The sequence below is a fragment of the Shewanella submarina genome (assembly GCF_042646185.1).
GTDB lineage: Bacteria > Pseudomonadota > Gammaproteobacteria > Enterobacterales > Shewanellaceae > Shewanella > Shewanella corallii.
Genome location: NZ_JBHRTD010000006.1, coordinates 740,802 through 757,358, shown reverse-complemented (window position 1 = coordinate 757,358; position 16,557 = coordinate 740,802). Strand labels below are relative to the sequence as shown.

Annotated in this window: 9 protein-coding genes; all 9 read right to left on the bottom strand. The window is 52.3% G+C overall.

What is annotated here, in order from left to right:
• Positions 1-44 precede the first annotated feature (44 nt).
• The gene (locus tag ACFOE0_RS06330; RefSeq protein WP_248934975.1) at positions 45-2,288 is read right to left on the bottom strand and encodes a GH92 family glycosyl hydrolase; all 2,244 of its coding nucleotides are present in this window, start codon (positions 2,286-2,288) and stop codon (positions 45-47) included.
• An 11-nt stretch (positions 2,289-2,299) separates the two neighbouring features.
• Complete coding sequence (locus ACFOE0_RS06325; protein ID WP_248934976.1) at positions 2,300-4,087, bottom strand: sodium:solute symporter family protein; 1,788 nt, start codon at positions 4,085-4,087, stop codon at positions 2,300-2,302.
• The gene (locus tag ACFOE0_RS06320) at positions 4,084-6,651 is read right to left on the bottom strand and encodes a beta-mannosidase (RefSeq protein ID WP_248934977.1); all 2,568 of its coding nucleotides are present in this window, start codon (positions 6,649-6,651) and stop codon (positions 4,084-4,086) included. The genes ACFOE0_RS06325 and ACFOE0_RS06320 overlap by 4 nt, the downstream gene beginning before the upstream one ends.
• A 10-nt stretch (positions 6,652-6,661) precedes the next feature.
• Positions 6,662-7,438, bottom strand: a complete 777-nt coding sequence (locus ACFOE0_RS06315) for a copper homeostasis protein CutC (RefSeq protein ID WP_248934978.1) — start codon at positions 7,436-7,438, stop codon at positions 6,662-6,664.
• On the bottom strand, positions 7,435-8,418 hold the full coding sequence (locus ACFOE0_RS06310) for a N(4)-(beta-N-acetylglucosaminyl)-L-asparaginase (RefSeq protein ID WP_248934979.1): 984 nt from the start codon (positions 8,416-8,418) through the stop codon (positions 7,435-7,437). The genes ACFOE0_RS06315 and ACFOE0_RS06310 overlap by 4 nt, the downstream gene beginning before the upstream one ends.
• Positions 8,415-9,368, bottom strand: coding sequence for a BadF/BadG/BcrA/BcrD ATPase family protein (locus ACFOE0_RS06305; RefSeq protein ID WP_248934980.1), 954 nt, complete (start codon positions 9,366-9,368; stop codon positions 8,415-8,417). Before ACFOE0_RS06305 ends, ACFOE0_RS06310 begins: the two co-directional genes overlap by 4 nt.
• A gap of 55 nt (positions 9,369-9,423) precedes the next feature.
• A complete protein-coding gene (locus ACFOE0_RS06300; RefSeq protein ID WP_248934981.1) occupies positions 9,424-12,171 on the bottom strand; it encodes a discoidin domain-containing protein in 2,748 nt (915 codons plus the stop codon).
• A gap of 61 nt (positions 12,172-12,232) precedes the next feature.
• Entirely contained in the window at positions 12,233-15,196 is a 2,964-nt protein-coding gene (locus ACFOE0_RS06295; RefSeq protein ID WP_248934982.1) for a TonB-dependent receptor, read from the bottom strand.
• Positions 15,197-15,457: 261 nt separating this feature from the next.
• Complete coding sequence (locus ACFOE0_RS06290) at positions 15,458-16,465, bottom strand: LacI family DNA-binding transcriptional regulator (protein WP_248934983.1); 1,008 nt, start codon at positions 16,463-16,465, stop codon at positions 15,458-15,460.
• Positions 16,466-16,557: the final 92 nt, after the last annotated feature.

The window sequence follows — 16,557 nt, the reverse complement described above, 5'->3', positions numbered from 1 at the left end:
TGAAAGCATAGAAAAGCCCGGCATGCAGCCGGGCTTTTTGCTATCTAGTGTGTAGGCGTCATTTCAAACACCAACTCCCCTCCCCGCATCAGGTCTCGATGGTCAATCTCTGGCACCTCAAGCTCAATACCGTTAAACAGCACTCGAGAGACATAGCCATCGGCGGCACCAAGGCGGCGTATGTTCAGGTGCTTGTTGTCAGGCAGGGCGAGTTTTACCTGCTCAAACTGAGGCGTACCCAATACATAGACGCCACCAACCGGGTTCAGGGGGTAAAAGCCCAATGCACTGAATACATACCAGGCGGACATCTGACCCAGATCATCATTTCCCGCCAGACCATCAGGCGCGGCCAGATACATGGTGTCCCGAATTTCCCGGATACGCTGCTCCCCTTTCCATTTATCCCGGGTGTAGGCATACAGATAGGTCACATGGTGTACAGGCTCATTGCCATGGGCATACTGGCCAATCAGACCCGAGATATCCGGTGACACATCCCCCTGCATTTCAGAACTGACAGTGAACAACTTATCCAGCTTTTCCACAAAGGCGGCTTCAGAGCCAAACAGAGAGATAAGGCCGGGAACATCATGGGGAACAAAGAAGCTGTACTGCCAGGCGTTGGCTTCTGTGTAATCAGTATTTCTGTGCTCTACATAGGTGGGATTGAAACGCTCGACCCAGTTGCCTTGAGCAGTTTTGCCCCGCATAAAACCGGTACTTTTATCAAACATCTGACGGTAGGCCTGACTGCGTTGGTTGAAGTAATCATATTCCTGTTGCTTACCAAGAGCTTTGGCCAACTGAGCGATGGCCCAGTCGTCATAGGCATATTCCAGCGTCTTGGACACCGCCTCGACTTCGAGCTCTGAGGGGATATAGCCATACTGCCTGAACAGATCTATACCAAATCTATCCTGCATAGCTGAGGCCTTGCAGGCCTCGAACAGCAGTTCAGGGTCTGCTGTGGTCAACCCCTTCAGATAGGCATCCACCAATACAGGCACTGCATGGTAACCAATCATCACATCAGTCTCATTGGACATCAGATCCCAGGTTGGCAGCAGCCCGGTCTCCTGATAGAAGCCCAGCATAGACTTGACCATATCATCCACTCTGTCGGCATCGGTTATGGTCAACAGAGGATGCAAAGCCCTGAAGGTATCCCACAATGAAAACAGCGAATACTTGCCATAGCCGGGATTTGCGTGGCTGCTGCCATCTGCGCCGAAGTAACTGCCATCTACATCATGGAAGATTTGTGGCGCCGTAAAAGCATGGTAAAGCGCGGTATAAAACTTGGTCTTGTTAACCCTGTTGTTATCTTCAACAGTGAACTTACCCAACTGCTTGCGCCAGCTCTGCTCCGCCCGGCTCTGCGCCAGGTCGAAACTCCCCGGATTCTCAGCTATAAGGTTGGCTTTAGCTCCATCAATACTCACATAAGAGATACCAACTGCAACCTCCAGGGGCTTATCGCTGATATCACCAAAGTTCAGTACGATTTTGCCCTCTTTACTGAGCAATTGATCACCTTTCACCGGCTCAGGGCCTGATTCAGGTTTGTGCTCATTCAGGGTATAGAGAGTGTGCGTAAAAGGCTGACTGAATCTGGCGGTGAAATAGATGGGTTGATATTTGGCCCAGCCGGTGGACAGACGATAGCCGGATAAAGTGTAGTCATCTTCAACTCTCAACAGGGTTGAAACCGGCTTGTCATAGTTTTGTGCATAGCCCAGATCCACCAACAGCTGGGCGTCTTTATCACCCCTGAACTGGTAACGGTGAAACCCGGCACGCTCTGACGCCGTCAGCTCAACATTAACCGCCTCTTCCGGCAGCCCCAGCTGATAGTAACCGGGAGAAGCCTGCTCATCATCATGACTGTAATGTGTGAAAATCCGGCCTTTGTCATCCCGCTGCCGCTCAAGATAATCGCCACGAAACGGCATCACCAGCACATCCAGAAGGTCGCCTACACCAGTGCCTGACAAATGAGTGTGACTGAAGCCGACCAGCACATTGTCTGAATAGTGGTAACCCGAGGTCCAGTCCCAGCCTTTGGAGGGATTATCCGGACTGAGCTGCACCATGCCAAAGGGCACAAAAGGCCCGGGAAAGGTGTGGCCATGGCCACCAGTGCCGATAAAGGGGTCAACCAAGCTCAACGGATACTGGCCGTCGATATTCACATGCTCCTGCTCAGCCAGATTGGCACAGGCTGTCAGACTGAAAAGCATACATGCAGAAGTAAGGTATTTGGAAAAGGATATCCTTGTAGTCATTTTATTATCCGTCAGTCCTGTAATTTGTCGTACCAGAAAAACTTAAGAAACACGCTGCCAACCACCAAGAGTGCGACAGACCAAAGCACGCCCTGATAATCCCGCACAACCAGATAAATCGGGATAAGCACCAGACTCAGCTGCCAGAAGATCCCCACCAGTATGTTGGCCATATCCCGGCCCATGGGAGGCTTCTCCAGCTCAGGAGTTTCAGTCAGTACCTTATCTCTGACCGGGCCCCAGAAACCCCAGGGGCGAACCTGCAGGTAAAAGGCTTTCAATACCTCATCGTCCTGAGCCGGGGTCAGTAATGCCGCTCCTACAGAGCCAGTGAGGCTGATAAGCAGCAACAGGGGGAACGCCATCAAAGGGTGGGTGTCAGGCAGTAACAGGGGTAAAGCCAGTGATGCCATCAGCCCGGAAAGCATACCGAAGAAATAGCCATAGGCATTAAAGCGCCACCAGTGCCACTTGAGCAGGTTGGCAGCTGCATAGCCGCCAAACAGTGCGGCGAAAATCCACTGCATGATGTCGTTGATGCTGTCCAGCATAAAGCCAACGGCGATACCTATAAGCACCAGCACAAAAGAGACCAGATAGCTCAGGGCGACATACCTTTCAGGGGCCGCATCCGGGTTGAAGTACTTGCGATAAATATCATTCACAAAGTAGACGGGAGCAGCATTCAGTGAAGCGGCGAAGGTGGACATAAAGGCCGCCAGCAGACCGGCTATCAGCAAACCTGTTAGCCCCACTGGAACAAAGCGGTTAATGGCGTAGGGCAGGATCTGTTCAAAGTCGAACTCTCCCCCCGCGGCCTGAATTTCCGGCCCCATATATACCAGCGCCAGTACCGCCAAACCTGTGACCATCATGTATCTGGGGAAAAACATCACCAAAGACACCAGACCACTCATCTTGGCGGCTTCAGACGGCGTTTTTGCCGCAAGAATACGCTGCATATCATAGTTGGGAACTGGGCCTGCCATGCTGGACAACACACCTTTAAACAGCATCATCATCACCATAATGCCGAACAGTTCCAGCCCATCACTGCTTATTTTGTCATTCACACTGTCGATGACTCCGGACCAATCAAGCCCCAACTGCCAGCCGAAACCAACCTCAGCCCAGCCTTCCGGAGTCGCCGCAGCCAACTGCTCAGGAGACACCAGACTCATGGCAATCACACCAACAGCTATGGCGGCTATGGTCATAATCACAAACTGGAGTATCTCGGTGAACACCACCGAGTACATGCCACCTTTGACCACATAGAGGGTGGTTACAGCAAAGATAATCAGCGCATAGGTGTCAGGCGCCAGATCCCAGGGGAAAAAGATTGCGGCAAATTTGCCAATACCTTTGAATGCATAGGCGATAAACCCTATGGAGCTGACCAGGGCAAATACCACTACCACCAATTGACAAAGCTCAGCATCCCGGCCCTTGCCAAAGCGGGTGTTAAGCCACTGTGCCCCTGTCATCACATTGGAACGTCTGAGCCAGATGGACAGGTAGACCATCAGAAACACCTGGTTGAAGATGGGCCAAATCCAGGGTAGCCAGGCGCTTTTAAGGCCGTAGACAAAACACATGGAAACCAGCCACATGGTGCCTGTGATATCAAACATCCCCGAGGCATTGGATACCCCAAGCGCCCACCAGGGAATGGTTTTCCCCCCCAGAAAATAGGCACTCATATCCCGGCTGGCCAGGCGGGAAATATACAAACCCAAAGCCAGGGTTCCCGCCAGATACCCAAAGATAATGACCATATCCAGTGTACTGAGGTTCATTCCCTGTCCTCCGGCCATATCACACTTGTCTGCAAGGTGCGGCAGCTAAGATTCTCCACCTCTTCTAGCATGGCATCCCTGTCTGCGCCCGCCAGCTTGAAGCTGACCTCTTTACTCCTGCCCGGCAGCAGGTCGAAGAAGTTATCGGAGAAGTTACCAACCAGGCCGGGTAACGACAGGTACACCTGTCTGGCTAACGTGTCACTGGCCAGCCTCACGGTTAACTCCCCGTACCTGAGAATCGGCGTCACCTGAATATCTGCGGGCTTTAGCATCTGATGTTTGGGCTTCACAAAGTAGAATTGGTTCTCCGCTTTGATCTCCCCTTCGTCATTGACCAGCGTCATTACCAACAGATTATTTCTGGGTTGCAGTTCCGGCCATAGCTGCCATGGATTCAAGGTCATCAGTTCACGAGCCCTGCCCGCAGCCAGGCTGATGCGGCTTGATTGCTGCCACAACAGGTCACCATCAAAATTGATCAGGCTGACGCACAGCTTGCCCCAAAAGGTCTCCCGGCCATCGGATACCCCCTTGATGCTCATCTCGTCTCCGCTCAGCTCCGCAAACACCAACTCAGAGGCAAAACTCCGCCTCGCCTGATAGTGCAGCGCCTTATACCGGCCAAAGTAATCAATGCCAGACCAGGAGGCACCGGGCCAGGTATCGTTGAACTGCCAATAGAGCGAACCCATACAGAAAGGTGTATTGCCTCGGTGAGCCTCAAAGCCCTGACGCAAGCCCTCAGCTTGCTGAACCTGGCTCAGATACAGTAAAGACTCGAAATCTCTGGCTTCAGGGTAGTCTTCGGCCAGATAAGACAGGATCAGTTGATTGCCTCTGGGGTGTTTCTGATGATTCACCATCACAGGCGATGCCAGTTGATGATCGCCAGCCTGGGTATATTGGCTGACCGAATCCAGAATGGGGAATGACTGAAAGCCAAATTCACTCATAAATCTTGGTACACAGCGGCGGTACTCACTGAAGGCCTGCTCACCATGCCAAACGCCCCAATAATGATGGTTGGCTTTGCCAAACTCCTCATTCTCCCAATAACCAATGGGCGAGGAGCGCAGGTAGAAGCGGCCGGGGTCCAGCTCCTGCAAGGCTCGGGGAAGACACTGGTCAAACAGCTTCAGATAATCAGCTTTAAGGCGTTCATACAACTCAGGACCATAGTCAAACTTTTCGGGCCACTGCCAGTGTTCGATGGCCATTTCCACTTCATTGTTGCCACACCAAAGCGCGATACAAGCATGGTTGCGGAGGCGTTTGATGTTGTACTCAGCTTCGGCTCGAACATTACTCAGGAACTCGCGATCCGCAGGGTAAAGGGAGCAGGCGAACATAAAGTCCTGCCAGATCAGAATGCCCTTTTCATCGGCAAGTCGATAAAACTCATCGTCCTGATAGATACCGCCGCCCCATACCCTCAGCATGTTCATATTGGCATCAAGAGCAGCGTCAAAGCTGGCAAGATACTCCTGTTTGCCAACCCTGTGGGGAAATGCATCAGCCGGTATATAGTTGGCCCCTTTCATAAACAGATCCCGGCCATTGACCCTGAACAGGAAACTTTCACCATCCCCATCGGGACGGTTTATCACCTCTATGGTGCGCAGTCCGATGGCAATTTCATGGCTGTCCACCAGCCTGTTTCCGCGATACCAGCGCAGTTCAAAATGGTACAGAAACGGGTCGCCCGCGCCATTTGGCCACCATAGTTCAGGGTCTTCCATCACCAGCTCTATCTGGGCTCTGGCCCCGGCAGTAAAGCTCACCTCTCTGTCCAGTTCTGGGTTTTCCCAGCATTGCAGCATCAGACAGTCTTCACCGGGAAGATCAACAGCCAGTTCAGTGTCCAGCTTGAACGCAAACTCTGCGAGTCTGGGATTCAGTGCATGTTGTACATACTGCACATCTGCAATTCGGCCCAACTCATGTCCTTCCAGGTAGATATCCCGCCAGATGCCACTGCTGACCAAACGTGGGCCCCAGTCCCAACCGAACTGACAGGGGGCCTTACGGCAATAAACACTGAGCTTGTCGTCCGACTTGTCATTCTCTGCCGGGTATACAAAACCGGCGGCTTCCACAAAAGGGCGGGTTGTTGTCAGTGGCGAACGGAATACAAGTTCAATCTCGTTCTCTCCGGGCCTCAACAGGGCTTTGCAATCAAAGCGGTAACCAAGGAACATGTTCCTGGTATTACCTAAAGGCTGACCATTAACAAAGATCTCGCAAAAGGTGTCCAGACCATCAGCAACAAGCTGGATCGCCGGCTTGTCGAAAAGCGCTTTGTCGAGGATGAAAGCTTTGCGGTAAACCCAGTTTTTCTCTGCAACCCACTGCACTTTTTGTTCATTGTCCCGATAGAAGGGATCAGGGATAACGCCGGCAGCCATTAAGTCGGTATAGTTACAACCCGGTACCCGGGCAGGAAGCCAATCGACTTCATCCTGCCGGGAAAAAAGCCAGTCGCCACATAGGGTTTGTCGCCGGATCATGCTTCTGTTAACAGAGGTTCCCTGCTCAGCACGATCTCTGATAATTCTTGTCATTAAGTTCACTTTATTTTCTTTGTTGTTCTTGCAGACAGGTATCTGCCGCCGTCATAAGGGTGATCCGGTTCAAACGTGAAACCAGACTGCATTCGGTATTGCCCTCCCGCAGTACGCCGGAGTGACAGTGAATTGAATAGGGCAAGCCCTGCGGTTGCATTTCATCCAAAATAGATTTGATATTGTTGGCATTTACGCCACCACCAATCACCAGCTCGAGCTGTCCCTGCAGTTGTTCGAGTAACCAGGACAATCGTGAACGGGCATCTGAGTTCATCTCTGCCTCAGGCCAGTGACAGCCACTGCTCAGAACTCTGTCCACAGTGGATGTTCTAAGCCATTCAACAGCCTCCAACGGGCTTGGTACTGCATCAAAAGCCCGATGAAATGTCACTGACAGCTGCAACTGCTCAGCAATATCCAACAGATATTCATTGGCCTTGATATCCGGCTGTCCCCGACTATCAAGCACGCCAAATACCACACCGTCAGCCCCGGCATCGGCCAGTTCCCTGATACTCTTGCCCATCTGCCGGACTTCATGCTCTGAGTAGTTAAAATCGCCCCCCCGGGGGCGAATCATGGCAAGCACTCCCCGGGTTGGTCCCCAGAACTCTCTGGCAGTCTTAACCGCCCGCTTACAGGGAGTCAGCCCATGCTGTTCCATATCTCCACACAGCTCGATACGCCTGGCGCCGCCATACTGGGCCGCCATCACATTACGGGGAAGCCTGCCCAGATCATCTGTAGATAAACAGATCTCCAGTGTTGGTAATCTGCGGGTCATGGGGCTTCTCCCAGCAGGGCTTCTGACTTGGTGAGGATGGCTCCCTGCTTGTCATGACGGGCATAACTGAACCCGGGTTGAATACAATAAGAGGCGCTTTCTCCCAGGCAATCGAGGGCAACAAAACCCACCTGAAATGCCGCAAAATCACCCAACTTTTCTGCAATCCTGAGCACAGCGCCTTTACAAGCCTGCATGGGTGTCGCCCCCTGCCTCATCAGCTCCACCACCAAAAAGCAGCCGAGGGTTTTCATCATCAACTCTCCCATGCCTGTGGCCACCGCACCGCCAACGGCACCATCGACATATAAACCGGCACCGATAATAGGCGAGTCCCCCACTCTGCCATGGAGTTTGTAGGCCGCCCCGCTTGTGGTGCAGGCACCACTGAGCCTGCCGTCCTTATCCAGCGCCAACATGCCAATGGTGTCATGATTTTCGATATTGATATCTTTGGGTCGCTCCCCTTGAGCGCGCCAGACTTGCCAGTCTTTATAGGCCTGGGGTGTCAGCAGGTTTTCTTTAGCGAACCCCTGAGTCAGGGCAAAGTCCTGCGCCCCCTGCCCAACCAGCATCACATGGGGAGTGCGTTCCATCACAGCTCTGGCAACTGAGATGGGATGCTTAATCTCCTGCAAAAATGCCACTGAGCCACAATCCATTTTTTCATTCATGATGCAGGCATCCAGTGTCACTTCTCCACTGGCGTCCGGATAGCCTCCCAAACCCACGGTGCGGACGCCGGGGTCAGCTTCTGACACCCGTACCCCTGCTTCGACGGCATCCAAACTATAGCCACCCTGGTTCAGTAGCTCCCACGCCGCCTGATTCGCCGCCAAACCATGGTCCCAGGTAGATACCACCACGGGCGTCACCTGAGCCTGTCTGGTATTCCTGTTTAAGGTCGAGCCCAGACTTTCCGGAATACCTGTTACCCCCATAGCCAAGGCGCCGGAGATAAACTCTCTTCTGCTTGTCATACTTTGCCCCCGGCCTTGCTGTTGGATGATTCAGACTCCAGAGACAAATGTCGCATTGCCATCATGATGGCTCCCTCCTGGGGTGAGTATCTGGCCAGGGTCAGTGCCCCTGTGTCGGAATCAGATAGATAAGGCATAACAAACCGGCTGATACTGCCGGAGAGCACAATTTGATTGACGCCAATAAAGCGCATTCGTCTGATCACCTTGCTGACAAACTCAGCAGCGTCCTGCATCAATTGTCCCGCCACATAATCCCCCTTCTCTGCTTCAGTCAGCACATGGGGGGCGAGAGTGGCGTAAGACGTAGGAGAAGAGTTTTGAAACTCAGTTGCCAGTTTTAATGGGTCATCATCTGGCATCAGACATTGAGTTAAACTGGTTTCCGGCCCCAGACCGTCCACCGCCAGTAACACAGCTTTTACCGCTTCCAACCCCAGCCATGAGCCGGAACCGGTGGCATTAATGGGGAAACCGTATCCCCCCAATGACATCTGTTTGCCATGATGCCTGGCAATGGCAGCAAAACCTGTCCCCAGAATAATCAAGCCTCCATCTTCACCATCGTGAGCGCCCAAATTGGCGACATCCAGATCTGTACCCAGATAGAGGCGGTGAAATGGGTGTTGCCACTGAGACATCTGCTGTCTCGCGGCGGGTAGATGCAAACCGGCCAAACCTGCTCCAACAACCAGACGACTGATATGTGAATATCCGAGTCCGGCATTGGCCAGCGCCTGTCTGGCAGCTGAAGTAATGGATGAGATGGTGGCAACATAATCAATCACAGGATTGGCGCACTTGCCTTCCCCCTGGCCAAGCACCTCACCATCAAAGTTCTTCAACAGCGTTCGGCATCGACTGCCGCCGCCATCCACACCAAGAAAGAGTAAACCCTGCTTATCACAGTCAGCTTGAGCAGCAATGCCTTTCGAAGCGACACCTTTCATTGCTTTCTCCTGTTCAGAAAGTGAGATGGTCGCCGAAGCGACCATCCGTTCCGGGTTAAAGCTCGGGACCTATCAGCTCAATTTCAGCAAGCTGCATCAGGTTGGAATCACCTTTGTTCTTGGTAATCTCCACCCGATAATGCTTAAACGCACGGCCATTGGCAGAGGTAAACTCCCTGCGCTGGAAGCGCTCATCAAAGACCTCACCCACCCAGGCACCAACCTGAGTCCAGCTCTTGTCATCACCGTCAGAGTTTGAACCAAGCAGCCTGAAGTTCTCCGGATCACGCTCAGGTGCATCATTGGCGCTGGTAATAGCCAGGGAGTTAACGGCTTTGGCATCGGCGAAGCTCACTGTGACCCATGCAGGGTCTTCAGTTGACGGCACACCGCCATTGTCCAGCCACTTGGTTGATGCATCGTCATCAAACGCCTTGGGGCCACTTTCACCATCACTTATCTGAGCGCGAACAGCCACCTCGATACCCTCACCACCATTAGTATGGTCAATCGAGGCATAATCAGGTCCGATAAGCGCAATTTCAGCCACCTGCATCAGACTGCTGTCACCTTTGTCTTTACTGATATTGAAGCGGTACTGAGAGAACGCCAGAGTGTTGGAAATACCAAAGCTCTGATACTCAAACCTGTCGTTGAAAACCACACCGTTCCAGCTCCCCAGAGTCACCCACTGCTCGCCATCGTTGGAGGCTTGCAGATTGAAGTTTTCAGGGTCACGATCCTGCGCATCGTTGGCACTAATAAGGGCCAGGGTGCCCACCGCTTTTGGCTCTGCCAAAGTCACAGTCACCCAGGATGGTTCTTCATCGGAAGGAACCCCTGTGTTGTCCAGCCACTTGGTCTCGTGGTTATCGTCAAAGGCTTTGGGCGCAGACTCACCATCACTGATGGCACCGCGAGCCTCGAAGCTACCGCCCAGAGCATGGTTGGCAAACGCCTGAGAGGGGCCTATCAGCTCAATTTCAGCAATCTGCATCAGGCCATCATTGCCCTTGTTCTTGGTGATATTGAAGCGGAACTGCTTATAGGCCGCACCGGCAGTCAAGGGATACACCTTGCGCTGAAAGCGTGAATCAAAGGCTTCACCCGCCCACTGACCCAGAGTGACCCAGAACTCTCCGTCGTTGGAGGCCTGCAGGTTGAAGTTTTCCGGATCACGGCTGTCGGCATCGTTGGCACTGGTCAGCGCCAGCGCACTCACGGTTACTGCGTCGGCAAAGGTCACCTGGGCCCAGGAAGGGTCTTCATCTGAAGGGGCTCCTGCGTTATCAAGCCACTTGGTATCTGCTGAGCCATCGAACGCTTTAGGACCGGACTCGCCATCGCTGATGGCCGCTCTGACAGTGACATTGGCAGCGTCTACCTGATGTACTACATCGGCATGGACTGGACCTGTCAGTTCAATCTCGGCCACCTGCATCAAACTGCTGTCACCCTTATTTTTGGTGATGTTGAAGCGATAGCTTGAGTAGGCCAGCGAGTTATTAAGACGGAAGTCCTGGGTTTCGAAGCGCTCATTGAACGCGGCTCCAGCCCAGGCACCCAGACTAATCCAGGTCTCGCCGCCATCGTTGGAAGCTTCCAGATTGAAGTTCTCAGGGTCACGTTCCGGGGCATCATTGGCGCTGGTCAGTGACACTATGCTCACCGGATAAGCTTCGGCAAAATCGATCTGAATCCAGGATGGTTCCTCTTCAGATGGCACGCTTTCGTTGTCCAGCCATTTGGTTCCACTCTCACCATCAAAGGCTTTCAGGCCATTTTCGCCATCACTGATCGCCTTACGGTAGGTAATTGTGGCAGCAGCAACATTATCGGCAGTGGTGTACTCAACCACTGCGCCAGTCGCACTCTCCTCGACGACTAAAGGCAGTTTAATATCAACAATGTCTTCAGGCGCCAACTCAAGCTCAGTGAGAACAGAGCTCAGGGCCAGACGATTAAGCAGACGCTGACGCAGATCTTCCAGCGCATCCTGATCACCATTGGCAGCCAGACTGGCCAGGTTTTGCCATTGAGAAAAGGAATCCGCCAGGGTGGAATCCTTGGCGAACCCGGCGAACATACCGTTAATCAAAGACAGGTTTCGGGTCAGCTCATCCACCCCCTCAAAATTGGCGGCAGACTCAGCACTGACCAGAGGCAGAGCAAACAGGTTTGCTTTCACATCCAGGCCCAGAATTCGCATCACCAGAATGGAAAACTCTTCCTGGGCGGGCTCAAACGTCGACTTACCTGAGATGTTCTTACCCGCAGCCATGGCATCTTCAATCAATGCTGTCGCCAAAGTAGTGAGAGCATTAACCTGAAACTCCGCCTCGGCATCACCACCGGCTGGATTGCCAAGCGTGGCTTCAACCCATACCAGAGAGGACAAACTGACGCCAGCCAGCTCATCACCCGGCGTCATCTCGCCCAGAGCTGCGCTGCCACATACTGAGGCGTCACACATCATGCCGGTATCTTTATCCGCGGTAGCCACCACCTTATGGATGCCTTTAAAGGCAAACCCATCTTCTGACACCAAAGCCACCAGAGCCTGGCCGTTATCGTCAGTTCTGCCGCCGCCAGTCAGGGTCACTTTGGACTTATTGAGGGGAAGCACAGTTAACACAGCGTTATCCATGGTGCCTTTAATCACGCTGCCCTCAAGCTCAACACTGGTATTGTCAATCTGAGGAACATTCTGTGGGTCCGGGTCATCACCGCTGCCACAACCTACCAAGCCTGTGGCCGTTATCACTGTTGCCAGTGCAATTGGCGTTTTAATCAGCCTTTTCATAATAAAATCCTTTCTGTGTCTTTCCCGGTGGCTGAGCGTTTCAACCACCGGATTGCAATAATCAGAACTTGTAACTGATGCCCGCGTAGAAGCGACGACCTGAATAACTGGTGTTCAGCAATCTCGCCGTTGTGTCGTTACCGACCCGGGAAGTTTGCTCAGATTCAGTCAGATTGATCACCGAGCCGGTCAGAGTCAGCGCTTCTGTGATGCTGTAAGAAGCGTTCACATCCAGCTGGTCGTAAGGGTCCTGATAGACGTTCAAACCACTGTTGATGCCCTGCACCACTTCCCCACGTTTGTTGTAGGAACCGCGGATGCTGAAGTCATCGTTTTCGTAGTAAGCAGAAAGGTTGTATTGATAGTCGGCACTGCCAACCAAAGGCGACTCACCGACCTCCAGACCGTCAACACTGATACCAGCCTGGTTGGTGTCGTTACGTGTGTAGTTGGCATAGAGACCAAAGCCACTTTCGAATGAGTGCTGCATAAACAGCTCCCAGCCCTGAGACTTGGCATCGGTACCATTACCTGTAGTGCTGTATGGGCTTACGGTGATCTCACCCGGCTCGATAATGCCCGGCATACCTTGATAAAAACGGGTGGATTCAATCACCAAAGGCACCACAAAGTTATCCACTTTTTTGTAGAAGAGCGCGGCACCGACAGCGGAGCCTTCCCCATAGTAGTATTCCACTGAGAGGTCAGCCTGCAATGACTCAAATGGCTTCAAGTCCTTGTTACCACCACTGCCACGGAACCCGGGAAGGACATTAAACTCTTTACGGTCATCAGCCCACTCCTCAGATACCCAGGAGATGCGCTCCTGACTGCCCATGGCGTTGTAACCGGGACGGGATATCACCTTGGCCACTGCGGTACGAACCACCAGATTATCGGTTGCATCCCACGCCAGGTTGAAACTTGGCAATACATGGGTATCCGAGGTTTCTCTGGAGATCAGGTCATAGTTCTCTACAAAGCGATCGTCGCCGGTAACCGGCTCTCCGGTTGCATCATCTGTGTGATCCAGGAAGAAAGTATAAAGGTCGGTAGATGAGCTCAGGGTTTCGGTGCGAACTACACGTACACCCAGGTTACCGCGGAAGTCACTGAAGCTGAAATCACCCTGCAGATACATGGCACTGATGGTTTCTTCAATGTCATAGACAAAGTTATCTTCAATACGGGTGTAGGGGACATAGTTTTGCAGGATCAGTGAGCGGTACTTTTCCCAATCAATGGTCGGCATCAGATTGATATCGAAACCACCGGCAATATTGCCTTCACCGGATGTGTTAAGAATGTCCATAGCCAAGGGCATGCCACCGTTCCACTGATAGCTGTCAAACCGGGTAATCTCTTCGCCCGCAGCCAATCTTGCCTCTACATCCAAATCCGGAGAGATAAAGAAGTTATTACCTGTTTCTCTGTGCAGTTTGGCGTGTCGGTACTTGGCACCCACGCTTACCTTGTCAATCAGCCCCCACTCTACATAGAAATCGGTATCCAGCTGCACATAGGTCTCTTCCAGTGTACTGCGCACAAAGCTGGAGTTGGAGGAACCCGGGTCGCGACCACCACCGGCACCTGCCAGCAGATTGTTAAGAGTGTTGGGATCCATATACATGGAAACTCTATCGGAGCCCAGCGACCAACCAGCGTACTGGGCGGCATTGGAGATGCTGTCCCGCTCTTCACCCCAGTTGGAGCTCTTATACGCCGCCTCCCAGCTTTCTGCCGGGCCACCTTCAGACGAGGTATGGCCGGCAATCAAACGGGCAGTAAAGTCATCGCCTTCATAGTTGATCTTGAAGTCAAAGGTATCTGAGGAGGACTCTTCCCGCACATAGGTACCCCGTATCCAGGGAAACTGCATATCTGCAGGCGCTCCGCCGGCGCCGGCACTGAAGTCCATCCCTGTGGCTATAGTGCCACTTGGGTCAAGATGAATAGCGGTCAAAAAGTCCGGAGAAAGCAGCCATTCAGGCATATCCACGGCTGACAGTGTTCTGTCCTGACCAAGATTAAAATGGAAGTAGTTGGCGGTGACTTCCCAGTCATCGGCAGGACGCCATTGACCGGTCACCTGAATACCATCCCGCTCACGCTGCTCTTTAACCACGGCGGTACGCACGACCTGAGGGAACCAGATCCCCTGATACTGCTGGCCTCTGGCGTCAGTAATCTTGCCCCAGCCGTTATTATTATCAACCGGGTTACCATTCACATCGACAGGTGGATTAGCATCATCACCGTTCCAACGCCAGATATTGGCATTGGTACCGCCTGACAGGGTTCTGTTGGTTCTGTGTTGACGGGTGTACCCCACCAGCAGACCGAAATCTTCGTCTTCATTCTTCCAGGAATATACACCGGCGAACTGAGGCTCATATTTATCAGTCACATCCGCATAGGTGTACTCAACATTCACCAGACCTGAATTGGCCTCCATGGCAAATGGGGTTCGGGTGTGCAGAATGACAGTTCCCCCCACACCGCCTTCATCGAGGCGCGCTTCAGGAGACTTAAATACCTCAACCATTGAGATCATGGCGGAAGGAAGCAGTGAGTAGTCAAATGAACGGGAAGGGTCACCCGGGCTGGAGGCGATAAAATTGCCATTCAACTGGGTGAATGTCAGGTCAGAAGAAAGACCACGAATGCTGACAGTGGCACCCTCGCCACCATCACGCTGGATAATCACGCCGGGGACACGCTGCAAAGAGTCAGCGACGTTCTTATCGGGAAACTTACCGATATCCTCAGCGGTGATGGCATCTACTACAGCGTTGGACATTCTCTTGATATTGAGGTTTTGGGCCATACTGGCGCGAATACCGCGCACCTCAATCACTTCTATATCTTTATCGTTCTTTTTCTGGGTTTCTACGGCTTTGGTGTTATCGGCTTTGGTTTCTTCAGCATGGACATTGCCCATGGCCGTCAGTATGGCCAGGCAAAGTGTGCTTTTTACCAAGGCGCACCGCGAACTTTTCCGCTTTTGTTGGTGCCAGATCGCCATTTGCTTTTCTCCGTTCTCTTGGTTCGAGTTATCCAGTCGCAACAACGGATACGCGTCTACAGAGTCCAAAACACCTATTCAACAACTAGATAGCTTAGTACCTGCTGTATGTTTCATCCCTCTGCAAACAAACTGTAATCGTTTACATCAGCCCTTGGATGATAAATAACCAAAATTAACGGCGTCAACTTTTTTTTAACAAATCCGTAAAAATAAAAAGCCCCACTCAGCGGTGGGGCTTTTATCGTTAATTAAATCAATCTATTGAGGCACTGGACCCGAACTGGCTCGTTCCAGCAACCGGAAAGGAAGCAGCTCTCGACGCCGGCTGAGAGGCTTGTCACTCATCATTTGATGCAACATATCCATCGCCCTTCTACCCATTTCCAAAGCGGGTTGGTCCACGGTGGTCAGAGGGGGATCCATGTACGGGGTGACAGGAATATTATCGAACCCCACGACGGAAACATCCTCTGGAACCCGCTTTCCCATAGACTTTAGCGCATGAATCGCACCGATAGCGATATCGTCATTGAAACAGACTATCGCCGTTGGAGGCTGCTCCAGTTCCATCAATTCCCGGGCGCCTTTGATACCGTTTTCAATACTGTAGCTGGAGCCAACCAACATCTGGTCAGTAAAGATGATGCCCTCTTCGTCCAGAACGCTTTTAATCCCGGCCAATCTGTCTCTGTGGATCTGGCTGTCAATCTGTCCGGCTATCACCCCAAAGCTGCGATGGCCATAGTTAATCAGGTGGTGGGTTAAGGCCCGACAGGCGCCATGGTTGTCCAGTTCGATGCAGGGAAATCCATGGTCTCCCTTGATTCTTTCACACACACTGACCATGGCGATATCGGCCCCCAACTCCGCATCCAGCTCAGAAAAAGGGTATGAATGGTCCAACTGAATAAGGCCGTCAGCACGGTTGCTGAGCACCATAGAAGCATATTGGTGCTCCAGCTCTGCATTGCCCTGTGTATCCCCCAGCAGCACAGAGTATCCGTACTCCTGTGCGGTTTTTTCAATTCCCTCAACTATCCTCATAAAGAAGGGATTAACCAGGTTGGGGACAAGCACCACAATTGAGTTGGAGCGTCCACTCTTAACGCTGGCAGCCAACCAATTGGGGCGGTAACCCACAGCCTTGACCGCATTAAGGACTTTTTCCCGGGTTTTGGGGCTAACAACCTCAGGGTTCTTGAGAGTTCTGGATACTGTTGCCGTAGACACGCCAGCATACTGACTTACCTGTTTAATATTAGGCACTTAGCAACCTCCTCCATATTATGAAAACGTTACATCCATTTAAGTTGACGAATATTCCTCATGATCAAGGAAATCGCAACCTGAAAAGCTTT

What these genes read in the sequence shown, in the direction of transcription:
- ACFOE0_RS06330 (WP_248934975.1), bottom strand. Translation starts at nt 2,288, where the DNA reads ATGACTACAAGGATATCCTTTTCCAAATACCTTACTTCTGCATGTATG.
- ACFOE0_RS06325 (WP_248934976.1), bottom strand. Translation starts at nt 4,087, where the DNA reads ATGAACCTCAGTACACTGGATATGGTCATTATCTTTGGGTATCTGGCG.
- ACFOE0_RS06320 (WP_248934977.1), bottom strand. Translation starts at nt 6,651, where the DNA reads ATGACAAGAATTATCAGAGATCGTGCTGAGCAGGGAACCTCTGTTAAC.
- ACFOE0_RS06315 (WP_248934978.1), bottom strand. Translation starts at nt 7,438, where the DNA reads ATGACCCGCAGATTACCAACACTGGAGATCTGTTTATCTACAGATGAT.
- ACFOE0_RS06310 (WP_248934979.1), bottom strand. Translation starts at nt 8,418, where the DNA reads ATGACAAGCAGAAGAGAGTTTATCTCCGGCGCCTTGGCTATGGGGGTA.
- ACFOE0_RS06305 (WP_248934980.1), bottom strand. Translation starts at nt 9,368, where the DNA reads ATGAAAGGTGTCGCTTCGAAAGGCATTGCTGCTCAAGCTGACTGTGAT.
- ACFOE0_RS06300 (WP_248934981.1), bottom strand. Translation starts at nt 12,171, where the DNA reads ATGAAAAGGCTGATTAAAACGCCAATTGCACTGGCAACAGTGATAACG.
- ACFOE0_RS06295 (WP_248934982.1), bottom strand. Translation starts at nt 15,196, where the DNA reads ATGGCGATCTGGCACCAACAAAAGCGGAAAAGTTCGCGGTGCGCCTTG.